Here is a 12,496-nt window from a genome sequence, read left to right on the forward strand (position 1 = left end):
GTACCGACAAAGGCCACCTCGGTGGCCTTTGTCGTTTTTGGGGGGCCAGTTGGTGCAGCGCTTACACTCAAGATCTACTTTTCGGAACAACTCGAATGACAGAACAACAAGACCATGCAGATGAATTTGTGCCACGCAAGCCCAGCAAAGGCATTTATGTCTTGCCCAACTTGTTCACCTTGGCTGCGTTGTTCGGGGGGTTTTACGCCATCGTCATGGCCATGAATGAGCGTTATGAAATGGCCGCGATTGGCGTGTTTTGTGCCATGGTGCTTGACAGCTTAGACGGCCGCGTGGCCCGCATGACCAACACGCAAAGCGCGTTTGGTGAACAAATGGACTCTTTGGCAGACATGGTGTCCTTTGGTGCAGCGCCTGCTTTGATTTCGTATGAGTGGGCACTCAAGGGTTTGGGTCGTTGGGGTTGGGTGGCCGCCTTTGTCTATATTTCTTGTGCGGCCTTGCGTCTGGCCCGATTCAATGTGAACACGGCCGTGGTGGACAAGCGTTTTTTCCAAGGCCTGCCTTCGCCGGCGGCGGCGGCTTTGGTGATGGGCTTTATGTGGCTCATGACTGAAATGAATATCTCCGGCCCTGAGGTCGCGTGGCCTATGTTTGCGTGGTGTTTGTATTCGGGTTTGACCATGGTCACCAATGTGCCTTTTTACAGCTTCAAAGATGTGCAGATGAAGAAAAGTGTGCCATTTGCTGTGATTGTGATGTTGGCCTTGGTGATTGCGGTGATCAACATCCATCCCCCCATTGTGTTGTTTGCTTTGTTCATGTTGTATGGATTGAGCGGCTATGTCTTGTATGCATGGCGCCGAGCCAAAGGCATTCAAACGAGCCTCATTAGCACCTCTACAGATGAGCCCGATGAAGCGGGTTTGCATAAATGAGACACAGTGTGCAACAAACCAGTTGGCTTTGTGCTAAATTCAAGACATGACAAATTTTTCGCTGGCCCTACTACTTCTATCCCCCACCGGGCGGAGTTGGTAGCGCACGCGCAAACCCCACAAGGCCCGTATGCACATGCAGCGGGCCTTTTGCTTTGGGGCTGATACAAACGTTGCAGGTTTTTTAAATTGAGGAGTCCTGACCATGACCGATAAGCTCATTATTTTTGACACCACCTTGCGTGATGGCGAACAGTCGCCCGGCGCTTCCATGACGCGCGATGAAAAACTGCGCATTGCCCGGCAACTGGAGCGATTGAAGGTGGATGTGATCGAGGCTGGTTTTGCGGCCAGCTCAAACGGAGACTTTGAAGCGGTGCAGGGCATCGCCAAAGCCATCAAAGATGCCACTGTTTGCTCGTTGTCACGCGCCAATGACCGAGACATCAGCCGTGCGGCTGAAGCACTCAAAGGTGCCAACAGCGCACGCATTCATACTTTTATTGCCACCTCGCCGTTGCACATGGAAAAGAAGTTGCGCATGTCGCCCGAGCAGGTGCTTGAGCAAGCCAAACAGTCGGTGCGATTTGCCCGCAACTTGGTGGGGGACATCGAGTTCAGCGCCGAAGACGGATACCGCAGCGAGATGGACTTTTTGTGCCGCGTGGTCGAGGCAGTGATTGCTGAGGGTGCCACCACCATCAACATTCCAGACACCGTGGGCTACGCCATTCCAGAGTTGTATGGCAACTTCATCAAAACTTTACGCGAGCGTGTCCCCAACTCTGACAAAGCCATTTGGTCCGTTCACTGCCACAACGATTTGGGCATGGCCGTGGCCAACTCGTTGGCGGGTGTCAAGATTGGTGGCGCACGTCAGGTGGAATGCACGGTCAATGGTTTGGGTGAACGCGCAGGTAACTGTTCGTTGGAAGAGGTGGTCATGGCCATCAAAACACGCCGCGATTACTTTGACCTCACCATGAACATCGACACCCAGCAAATATTGGCTGCCAGCCGCATGGTGAGCCAAACCACTGGCTTTGTGGTGCAACCCAACAAGGCGGTGGTTGGCGCAAATGCCTTTGCGCATGCCTCTGGCATCCACCAAGACGGCGTGCTCAAAGCGCGTGACACCTATGAAATCATGCGTGCGGAAGACGTAGGCTGGAGCGCCAACAAAATTGTGTTGGGCAAACTCAGCGGGCGCAATGCGTTCAAGCAACGCTTGGAAGACTTGGGGGTTCAATTGGAGAGCGAGGCAGAAATCAACGCGGCTTTTGCCAAGTTCAAAGAATTGGCTGACCGCAAAAGCGAGATTTTTGACGAGGATATCTTGGCCTTGGTCAGCGAAGAGTCTGTTAGCCATGCAAGCGAACAGTATGCGTTTGTCTCCTTATCGCAACACAGCGAAACAGGTGAGCGTCCACATGCCAGTGTGGTGTTTACCGTGGCGGGTAAGGAGGTCAAAGGCGATTCCGCAGGCAACGGTCCAGTCGACGCTTCACTCAAAGCGATTGAGTCTCACGTCAAGAGCGGTGCTGAAATGGTGTTGTACTCGGTCAATGCCATCAGTGGTTCGACAGAGAGCCAAGGTGAAGTGACGGTGCGTTTGCAAAACAGCGGCCGTGTGGTCAACGGCGTGGGCTCTGACCCAGATATCGTGGTTGCTTCCGCCAAGGCCTATTTGAGTGCGTTGAACAAGCTGCAAAGCAAGGCTGACCGGGTTGCTGCGCAAGGTTAAATTGAAAAAACTGTCACATAGCATCAAATTTATTAAATAAGTCACGCAAGTCCTTGATCTTGCGTGACTTTTCTTGTTAGACTCATCGCAATTGTGTTTTTCAAGATTAAGGACCAGCCCTTGAAACGACTCCTCATTGCGACCTCACTTGGTTTGTTTGCTTCGTTTTGCACTGTGCATGCCACAGCTGCGCCGAATCAGAAAAAACCCACTGTTCAAAAAAGCAAGTCTGCGGTCAAGAAGGCCCATGTGCGTCGCGCCAAGGTCGTCAAGGCGGCGCCCTTGATTCCTTCTTTTGGTCAAAAAGCTGGCTTGCATGCCACCAGTGACTTGTTGGATTTGAAATCCAGCGTGGCTTATGTGATCGACCAAGACACCCAGGAGGTGTTGATCAGCAAAAACGACCATGCTGTTTTGCCTATTGCCTCCATCACCAAGCTGATGACAGGTTTGATCATCAGTGAAGCCAAATTACCGATGGACGAGTCGATCACCATCACCCAAGATGATGTGGACACCGAAAAGGGCAGCAGTTCTCGGTTACGCGTAGGCGCCACTTTGACGCGCGGTGAGTTGCTTCATTTGGCTTTGATGGCCAGTGAAAACCGCGCGGCCCATGCCTTGGGTCGAACCTATCCAGGCGGCATGCCTGTTTTTGTGAGCTTGATGAACGCCAAAGCCAACCAGTTGGGCATGCGTGATACACGCTATGTAGAGCCAACGGGCCTGTCTAGCCAAAACCAATCCAGCGCCAAAGACTTGGCCACCCTGGTGGGGAATGCTTACCTCGATGACACGGTGAGCCAGTTGTCGACCTCACCCAGCCACCGCGTGGAAGTGGGCAACCGAACCTTGCAATACAACACAACCAACCGTTTGATAAAAAATCCCAATTGGGATATCGGTTTGCAAAAAACGGGCTACATTTCTGAAGCGGGCCAGTGCTTGGTGATGCAAGCCAAGGTGTCTGGTCGCAAGTTGATCATGGTTTTCCTAGACTCTGCGGGCAAACTCAGCCGTATTTCTGATGCTGAGCGCGTTCGCAAGTGGGTCGAGACCAACCAAGTCAGCAACGGTCGGCCACAAACTTAACGGTCTTGTTGACACATAAAAAGCCAGCCATCTTGCTGGCTTTTTTGTCCTTTAGGCGTCGTTCAATTTGAAGCCTAGCGCATGAGAAATACCTTGCGTGGTGGCTTGAAGTTTAGGTAGCCAAGCCTCATCGAGCCGATCCGCTGGAGCGGAAATGGACAAACCTGCGACCAACTTGCCTTGGTCATCGTAAATGCCCGACGCCATACATCGCACGCCCAGTTCAAGCTCCTCGTTGTCACGTGCCACCCCATATTGGCGAGCCTTTGAGAGTTCGCGCTCTAGGGCTGACAACTGTGTGAGGCTGTTGCGGGTTTGTCCGCTCAGGCCTGTGCGCGTCGCGTAAGCGCGAACACGTTGCGGGTCGTCCAACGCTAAAAATAATTTGCCAACTGAGGTGAGGTGGAGTGGGGCACGCCCACCAATGGCTCGAACCACTTGCATGCCCGAACGCTCGCTGAATGCGCGTTCAATGTAGACAATTTCGTCACCTTGACGCACGCTGAGATTCACTGGCTGCTGTATGAGTTTGTGCAACTCTCGCATGGGCTGAAAGGCGACATCGCGCACGTTCAAACGACCTTTGACCAAATTGCCTAACTCAAGCAAGCGCATCCCAAGGCGATAGCTGCCTGCTTCTGGACGGTCGACAAAGCGACCCACGGCCAAGTCATTCAAGATGCGGTGGGTCGTGGACGGGTGAAGGCCTGTGCGTTCACTGATTTCTTTGAGCGAAATAGCCTCTTCGCGAGAAGCGAGCACATCAATGAGTGTGAAAATCCGCTCAATGACTTGAATATTGGGCGTGCTTGGCACAGTGGTTTTACGCATGTTGAAATTTTATCATGTGAAATCAGATTTCGTCCATGTTTCGTTGACCAAGTATTCATGTGGCTTAAAACTGGCTTTGTAGCGCATTTTGGGACTGTCTTTTATCCAGTAACCTAAATAAGCGTAGGCGAGATTGAGCTTTTTCGCTTGTGCGATTTGCCACATCACGTTGAAGGTGCCGTAGCTGGTGTGTGGCTCTGGTTCATAAAAAGTGTAGACGCCAGACAAACCATCATGGAGCACATCCACGATCGAGACCATTTTGAGCGCGCCCGCTTGGTCGTTGTCTGAAGGTTCGCGAAACTCGACCAACCTCGTGTTGACACGGCTTTGAAGTAAAAACTGGGTGTATTGCTCAATGCTGTCATCATCCATGCCACCACCCGCGTGGCGCAGGGATTGGTAGCGCAGATACAAATCGTAATGCTCAGGCTGAAAGTCTAGCGTCAAGACTCGCACGTCCAAGTGTTGATGCTGAGCCCAAGCGCGGCGTTGGCTTCGGTTGGCTTGGTAATGTTGTGCATCCACACGTAAGGGGATGCATGCGCGGCAGTTGTCGCAATAAGGGCGGTAGGTAAATAGACCGCTGCGCCGAAACCCAACATTCACCAACTCTGTGTACAAATCGTTGTTCACCAAGTGGCTGGGGGTGGCTACTTGGGAGCGAGCTGTTTTGTGAGGAAGGTAGCTGCACGGGTAGGGAGCCGTGGCATAAAACTGCACGGTTTGCATGGGTAAATCACGGGCGTAGGTCACTTGGTCGCTTTGTCCAACAAGAGGGTTTGCCAATATTCGGGCTGGAACAGCCAGGCGCGAGAGACGTCTTTGCGGGCCTCTCGCACAAGTTTCAAAAATTTCATGCGTGGCATTTCACGTGCACCCAACGATGCAAGGTGTGCGGTGTTTTGTTGGCAGTCTATCCAAGCTAGCTCATGATGGCGAGCAAAGGCCACCAAGGCGGCTAGCGCGATCTTGGAGGCATCTGTTTGTAGGGCAAACATGGACTCGCCAAACAAGGTATCTCCCATAGACACGCAATACAAGCCCCCGACTAGCCGATTGTCTTGCCAAGTCTCTACGGTGTGTGCCAGACCCTGGGCATGCAGGGCCTCATAGGCCAATATCATTTCTTCCACGATCCAAGTGCCCGGTTTGCCCTTTCTGCTGGCCTGTGCGCAATGTCGAATCACGGCGCTGAAGTCGTGATTGATGCGAATTTCGCATTGGTCGTCCATGATGAAGCTATGCAAGGTTTTGCGAAAGGAGCGATGAAGTTTGAAATCTGCCGTTTGGAGCACCATGCGCGGATCAGGCGACCACCACAGCACAGGTTGTCCTTGGCTAAACCATGGAAACATCCCTTGCTGGTATGCCTCACACAGTCGCCCAACTGACAACCCACCCCCCGCGGCAACTAGCCCTTCCAAAGCAGAGCCATTTTTTTGGGCAAGTTCAGGGGCTGGGAGGGGGCTATCTGGCTCTAACCACGGGATATTCAATTATTTTCCTTTTGCTTTATTGTTATTTTTAACGTTTTTAAAAGATAAATGTTTTCTTTATAATTATAATTGCTTTATCTTCAAAACTAAGTCACATTCGTGAGTGGAACTCCCTACAATCCTCCCTCCTACTGTGAATAATCACGAACCAAACCTCAGAAGTCTCGGAGCGATCTATGCAATTGATGTGGGTGTCAGGGCCCACCGCCTCGGTGCGGACCATTTCCATCACAGCCAAAAAGGTGTTGATGGCTGTGTGCGTCTCTGCGTTTGTGCTGGTGACGTTTGGCGTGTTGTTGCACTTTATCGGTTTTCGAATCGCAATTGAGATGAGTCCTGGCTTAGCGCGCAGCATGGGCGGCGTCACCACCGAGGCTGAGCAGCAAAAGGTGGAGGCAATATACCGCGAGCGGCTTGAAAATTTGCGCCAAACCATGAGTGCGACCGTGCAAGAGATTCGTCAGCTTGAAACCTTGAAAAATCGGTTCATGGAAGTGGCCACGCCTACCAACTTGCGTGACAAATACATCAAGAAAGAAGATGCACGCGGCGGGCCATGGCTACCACCTCGTTTTCTAGGCAGCCCATCGCGTGATTTGAGCCAAGATTTTTCCTCTGCCATGGATGAATTCAATCAGACGCAAGCTGCAGTGAAGATTCTGACGCAAACTTGGTCTTCACAGCTCAGCTGGCTCCATGCCTTGCCCACAGGCATTCCGATGGCTAAAGACTTCCGTATCACCAGCGGCTTTGGTATTCGCAATGACCCATTCACGGGGCAATTGGCGATGCACGAAGGTTTGGATTTTGTTGCGGAGGTCGGCTCCCCCATCGTCGCTACCGCTGCGGGCTCAGTGACCCGCTCTGGTTGGGACGCTTCCTACGGCAATGTCATTGAAGTGAGCCATGTGGAAGGGTTCATTACCCGTTATGCGCATTTGAATAAGCGCATGGTCGAGGTAGGGCAAAAGGTGCAGCGTGGCGAAACAATTGGTCAGCTGGGTAATACCGGCCGCTCGACCGGACCCCATTTGCATTACGAAGTCATTCGCAACGACCGTGTTTTGAATCCTACGCACATGTTGTTGCAAGCCACAGCCGTCACGCCGTGATCCACCTGACTCACCATAAGGCCAGCGATGTTTGAAAAACTCAGAGACAAGTCATTGACCCCCTCGCAAGAGCGCTTTGACACCATCATTGGTCGTACCACGCAAATCTATGGACGCCTGGTCTTGCTCGACAGCGTGCGCATTGACGGCAAGGTGGTGGGTAACATTGAAACGACCAAAGACAACAAAGTCACCGTCGCCATTGGCAAAACCGGTGAGGTGTCAGGCGACATCACGGCGCATCGCGTGATGGTGGCTGGCAAGGTAGAAGGCAATATTTACGCGGCTGAGCGAGTGGAGTTCCACAAAGACTCTATCGTTCAGGGCGATATTTCTTATGGCTCGATTGCGGTAGAACACGGTGCCCGTTTGTTGGGCTTGGTGATTCAAAACCCTATCAGCTCAGCGGCCGCAAACAGCAATGCGGATGCAAAGAGCGTCATCAAGAAAGCGCAGGAGAGCAGCACTTGATCGCGTTTTAAAGCAAGGGCAAAAACCATCCCTTTTCTTGATTGATCAAAAACCGATGGTCTTTGAGCCACTTCACCAGTTTGGGGCTGGCATTGTGGACCCCACCCGCCTGTCTCACCCATAAATAGCCCTTCGGTTTATCTCGTTCGTCAACGATGCCTGCCCCTGAATGTTGAGCGATTTCGGCCATCAATTCAGAATAGGTGAGGACATTGCGAATCAACACATCTGTTTTTTGGCCGTCGGCAAAATTCGAGGGCTTGAGTGGGTGCTCAGCTTTAGCAGGGGTGTTGCCCCGATGATGGGCTGGCTGAGACGCATCAGCACCATCAGTCGACCCAAGCGGCTGACTGTCTGGTTTATCAATGCCGAGCGCTTTCATGAGCAAATGACAAACATCGGGACAAAAAAGTTTGCCTGATTGCTGGTGGATCATGCGTGCTGCATCAGCAGAGCTCAGTTTGTCAGTGCCCGTCAGACTGGTTTTTAATTCCTCGTATGCCTCAACCGCACACAGAACTCTCGCACCAAAGGGTGTTTGTTGACCTTTGAGACCCTTCGGGAAGCCCGTGCCATCAAACCTTTCGTGATGCATGCCTATATAGCTGGCAATTTGGCCCATCTCATACAAACTACCGAGACAATCTTCTCCAGACTTTGGATGTGATTCATAGATTTTTCGCTGGTATTCGTCGCCTTGCGAATTGAAATTGATCAGCATCGATTCGGGTAAGCCAATTTTGCCTAAGTCGTGAAGCAAGCCTGCGATATAGATATCTTGGACTTCACTTTGTGAGCAACCTGCCAGTCTGGCAATTTTCACGCAAAGATCTGCCACAGCTTGCGAGTGAACAAACAAGCCATGGTTTTTAAGAACAATCAGTTTTGAATAAGCCTTGATCGACGCAATGTAGGAGCCTCTGAGCTCAGTCAATGACTTGGTTAAGTCAGCAGTTCTTTCCTGAACTTTTTCCTCCAATATGTTCACCATATTGGAGAGCTCTGAATTTTGTTGCTTTGTTAAATCAAGCAATTGATCTCGCTCAGAGATCAGCGCATATTTGTCAATCGCCTCACGCACGACACAGACAAGCTCATCATTGTCCCAAGGCTTGGCGAGGTATCTGTAAATTTCACCTTTGTTGATGGCATCAATTGCAACGGAGGAATCGGTGGTGCCTGTCAACATCAGGCGCATGATATGGGGCCATCGGATTCGCACTTGCGCAAGAAAATCGGCGCCATTCATCTCTGGCATGTGCATGTCAGATAGCACCACATGAACTTCGTTTTCTGCCAATAAATTCAGTGCCTCAGACGCACTGGCAGCTACCATAACGGATAAACCCGCCATATCAAAAATGCGCCGAAGCGCTGAAGAAATATGGGGTTCGTCGTCTACGCAAAGGATCACGTAGTGAGAAAGATCCAAAGCATGTGCCACAGCGTCGGTCGATGCGTTTGAATGGCTCACTGTTAACTCAATCAGTTAAATATGCGTAAATCATATCTAAACTGGGTCAACATGCTCGAACTGTTAGATTTGGCGGAGCAAGAGGGATTCGAACCCTCGGTGGGCTATTAACCCACACACGCTTTCCAGGCGTGCGACTTAAACCACTCATCCATCGCTCCGAAGCTGTCTATTGTAACAGCGGGCGAGTACACTTCGGCGCATTCGTTTTGTCTTGCTTTCAACGCTCGGAGCTCCGCATGAAATTTCGCTTTCCCATCGTCATCATTGACGAGGATTTTCGTTCTGAAAACACCTCAGGTTTGGGCATCCGTGCACTGGCTGATGCGATCGAAGGTGAGGGTTACGAGGTCATGGGTGCCACGAGTTATGGTGACTTGAGTCAGTTTGCGCAACAGCAGTCACGTGCCAGTGCGTTTATTTTGTCGATTGATGACGAGGAGTTCACCCCTGGCCCCGACCTGGACCCCGCGGTGTTGAATTTGCGTAATTTCATTGAGGAAGTGCGCCGTAAAAATGCAGACGTGCCTATTTATGTGTACGGCGAAACCAAAACTTCGCGTCACTTGCCCAACGACATACTGCGCGAACTACATGGCTTCATCCACATGTTTGAGGACACGCCAGAGTTTGTGGCGCGTCACATCATCCGTGAAGCCAAAAGTTACTTAGAAGGTGTACAACCCCCGTTTTTCAAGGCTTTGCTCGATTACGCTGAAGACGGCTCATACTCATGGCACTGCCCTGGTCACTCCGGCGGCGTGGCTTTTTTGAAAAGCCCAGTGGGGCAGATGTACCACCAGTTTTATGGTGAAAACATGTTGCGTGCCGACGTGTGCAACGCGGTCGAAGAGCTCGGCCAGTTGTTGGATCACAACGGCGCAATCGGTGAGAGTGAGCGCAATGCAGCGCGTATCTTCAATGCCGACCATTGCTTCTTTGTGACCAATGGCACGAGCACCTCCAACAAAATTGTTTGGCATCACACCGTCGCGCCTGACGACGTGGTGGTGGTCGATCGCAACTGCCACAAATCCGTTTTGCATTCCATCATCATGACCGGCGCTGTGCCAGTGTTTTTGAAGCCCACGCGCAACCACTACGGCATCATCGGCCCGATTCCAAAAAGCGAGTTTGAGCCCGCTGCAATTCAGGCCAAGATCAAGGCCAACCCCTTGCTCAAGGGCGTGGATGCCAAAAAGGTCAAGCCCCGTGTGTTGACCCTCACGCAGTCCACCTATGACGGCGTGTTGTACAACACAGAAACCATCAAGACCATGCTCGACGGCTACATCGCCAATTTGCACTTTGACGAGGCTTGGTTGCCGCATGCAGCGTTCAACCCGTTTTATGGCACTTACCACGCTATGGGCAAGAAACGCGAGCGTCCCATGCATTCGGTGGTGTACGCGACCCAGTCAATTCACAAGTTGTTGGCCGGTATCAGTCAAGCCAGTCATGTCTTGGTGCAGGACTCGCAACAAACCAAGTTGGACCGCCACTTGTTTAACGAAGCGTATCTGATGCACACCAGCACCAGCCCGCAGTACAGCATCATCGCCAGCTGCGATGTGGCCGCTGCCATGATGGAGCCGCCCGGTGGCACTGCCTTGGTGGAGGAGAGCATTGCCGAAGCCCTCGATTTCCGCCGCGCCATGCGCAAGGTGGACGACGAATACGGCAAAGACTGGTGGTTCAAGGTGTGGGGGCCGGATGAGTTGGTAGACGACGGCATTGGCCGTGCTGACAGCTGGATCATCAAAGGCAAGGGCAAGTCGTCCAAGTGGCACGGCTTTGGCAACTTGGCCGATGGTTTCAACATGTTGGACCCTATCAAGGCCACCATCGTCACGCCCGGTTTGGATTTGACGGGCAAGTTTGACAAGAGCGGCATCCCAGCCAGCATCGTCACCAAATTCTTGGCTGAAAACGGCGTGATTGTGGAGAAGACGGGCTTGTACAGCTTCTTCATCATGTTCACCATCGGCATCACCAAAGGCCGTTGGAACTCTCTGCTCACCGCCTTGCAGCAGTTCAAGGACGACTATGACCGCAACCAACCCATGTGGCGCATCCTGCCTGAGTTCTGCCAAAAGCACCGCGCTTATGAGCGCATGGGCTTGCGCGACTTGTGTCAGCATGTACACACGCTTTATGCCAAGTACGACATTGCGCGTTTGACCACAGAGATGTATTTGAGCGACCTGACGCCCGCCATGAAACCGAGCGACGCTTATGCGCAAATCGCACACCGCAACACCGAGCGCGTGCCTGTGGACGACCTGCTAGGGCGCATCACCACCAGCTTGGTCACGCCCTACCCACCAGGTATTCCGTTGCTCATTCCTGGTGAAGTGTTCAACAAGAAGATCATCGACTACCTCAAGTTCGCCCGAGAATTCAACTTGCAGTGTCCAGGTTTTGAGACTGACATCCACGGCTTGGTTGAGGTGGATGGCGAAGACGGCGTCAAGCGGTACTACGCTGACTGCGTGAAAGTCTAAGTTCTAGCCACAAAGCGCCTATGCGCTAAGCATTTACTCGCCCACTGGCTCTGCAATGCCGCCGACAACTTGGCTAAATCCGCCGTCCACATAGGTAATTTCAGCGGTCACGCCAGCGGCCAAGTCGGACATCAGAAACGCGGCCACGTTGCCCACGTCTTCGATGGTCACATTGCGACGGATGGGGGATGCTTGGGCCACTACACTCAAAATTTTTCCAAAGCCTTTGATACCGCTGGCTGCTAGGGTTTTGATGGGGCCCGCGCTGATGCCGTTGGCGCGCAGATTGCGGCCTTTGGCGCCCAAGGATTCGGCCAAGTAGCGCACCGAGGCTTCCAGTGAAGCTTTGGCCAAGCCCATGGTGTTGTAGTTGGGCACGGTCCGTATCGCGCCAAGGTAGGACAGTGTCAGCACCGCTGAGTTGTCGTTCAGATAGGGCAGTGCAGCTTTGGCCATCGCAGGGAAGCTGTAAGCGCTGATGTCGTGTGCAATTTGAAAACCTTCGCGTGACAAACCGTCAAGAAAGTCACCGGCGATGGCTTCGCGCGGTGCATAGCCAATGCTGTGCACAAAGCCGTCAAACGTGGGCCAATGAACTGACAGGTCTTTGAACATGAGGTTGATTTGCTCGTCGCTCGCCACATCACAATCAAAAATAAGGGTGGAATCGAAGTCAGCTGCAAACTCTGTGATACGGTCCTTGAATCGTTCACCCACGTAGCTAAACGCCAATTCGGCTCCCTGTTCGTGGCATGCTTTGGCGATGCCATAAGCGATGGAACGGTTGGACAACACCCCCGTGATGAGTAGTTTTTTGCCAGACAGGAAACCAGTTTTTGTATTCATGTGAATCACTCCGAAAAAATCTTG

11 protein-coding genes and 1 tRNA gene are annotated in these 12,496 nt (G+C 52.2%); 6 read left to right on the forward strand and 6 right to left on the reverse strand.

The window, feature by feature from the left end; genetic code table 11:
- The first annotated feature begins 95 nt into the window (after positions 1-95).
- The 3 genes from pssA to V7Q41_RS02335 all read left to right on the forward strand — a co-directional run bounded on the left by pssA (position 96) and on the right by V7Q41_RS02335 (position 3,735).
- Positions 96-899, forward strand: coding sequence for a CDP-diacylglycerol--serine O-phosphatidyltransferase (gene pssA, locus V7Q41_RS02325; protein WP_333842283.1), 804 nt, complete (start codon positions 96-98; stop codon positions 897-899).
- 205 nt (positions 900-1,104) lie between these two features.
- Positions 1,105-2,643 (forward strand): 2-isopropylmalate synthase, encoded by a 1,539-nt coding sequence (locus V7Q41_RS02330; protein ID WP_333842285.1) that lies wholly within the window; start codon positions 1,105-1,107, stop codon positions 2,641-2,643.
- 120 nt (positions 2,644-2,763) lie between these two features.
- A complete protein-coding gene (locus V7Q41_RS02335) occupies positions 2,764-3,735 on the forward strand; it encodes a serine hydrolase (RefSeq protein ID WP_333842288.1) in 972 nt (323 codons plus the stop codon).
- 51 nt (positions 3,736-3,786) lie between these two features.
- Here the strand turns inward: V7Q41_RS02335 and V7Q41_RS02340 are convergent, their stop codons facing one another.
- The 3 genes from V7Q41_RS02340 to aat are packed head-to-tail and all read right to left on the reverse strand — an operon-like array spanning position 3,787 to position 6,065.
- Entirely contained in the window at positions 3,787-4,566 is a 780-nt protein-coding gene (locus V7Q41_RS02340) for an IclR family transcriptional regulator (protein WP_333842290.1), read from the reverse strand.
- A 12-nt stretch (positions 4,567-4,578) separates the two neighbouring features.
- On the reverse strand, positions 4,579-5,322 hold the full coding sequence (locus V7Q41_RS02345) for an arginyltransferase (RefSeq protein WP_333842292.1): 744 nt from the start codon (positions 5,320-5,322) through the stop codon (positions 4,579-4,581).
- A complete protein-coding gene (gene aat, locus V7Q41_RS02350) occupies positions 5,319-6,065 on the reverse strand; it encodes a leucyl/phenylalanyl-tRNA--protein transferase (RefSeq protein WP_333842295.1) in 747 nt (248 codons plus the stop codon). Before aat ends, V7Q41_RS02345 begins: the two co-directional genes overlap by 4 nt.
- A 176-nt stretch (positions 6,066-6,241) precedes the next feature.
- On the opposite strand from aat, the gene V7Q41_RS02355 reads away from it, so the two are divergent.
- Together V7Q41_RS02355 and V7Q41_RS02360 are read left to right on the forward strand one after the other, a co-directional pair.
- On the forward strand, positions 6,242-7,177 hold the full coding sequence (locus tag V7Q41_RS02355; protein ID WP_333842298.1) for a peptidoglycan DD-metalloendopeptidase family protein: 936 nt from the start codon (positions 6,242-6,244) through the stop codon (positions 7,175-7,177).
- Positions 7,178-7,204: 27 nt separating this feature from the next.
- Complete coding sequence (locus tag V7Q41_RS02360) at positions 7,205-7,648, forward strand: bactofilin family protein (protein WP_333842301.1); 444 nt, start codon at positions 7,205-7,207, stop codon at positions 7,646-7,648.
- A 7-nt stretch (positions 7,649-7,655) separates the two neighbouring features.
- Here V7Q41_RS02360 and V7Q41_RS02365 read toward each other — a convergent pair whose 3' ends face one another.
- Complete coding sequence (locus tag V7Q41_RS02365) at positions 7,656-9,122, reverse strand: HD domain-containing phosphohydrolase (RefSeq protein WP_333842303.1); 1,467 nt, start codon at positions 9,120-9,122, stop codon at positions 7,656-7,658.
- Between the two features lie 70 nt (positions 9,123-9,192).
- Positions 9,193-9,283: transfer RNA gene (locus V7Q41_RS02370), tRNA-Ser, on the reverse strand.
- A gap of 78 nt (positions 9,284-9,361) precedes the next feature.
- Between V7Q41_RS02370 and V7Q41_RS02375 the strand changes: the two genes are divergently transcribed.
- Entirely contained in the window at positions 9,362-11,626 is a 2,265-nt protein-coding gene (locus V7Q41_RS02375) for an arginine/lysine/ornithine decarboxylase (protein ID WP_333842306.1), read from the forward strand.
- A gap of 33 nt (positions 11,627-11,659) precedes the next feature.
- Here the strand turns inward: V7Q41_RS02375 and fabI are convergent, their stop codons facing one another.
- Entirely contained in the window at positions 11,660-12,472 is an 813-nt protein-coding gene (gene fabI / locus V7Q41_RS02380; RefSeq protein ID WP_333842309.1) for an enoyl-ACP reductase FabI, read from the reverse strand.
- Between the last annotated feature and the right edge of the window lie 24 nt (positions 12,473-12,496).

Origin of the sequence: Limnohabitans sp. (assembly GCF_036804465.1) — a bacterium.
Lineage (GTDB): Bacteria > Pseudomonadota > Gammaproteobacteria > Burkholderiales > Burkholderiaceae_C > Limnohabitans.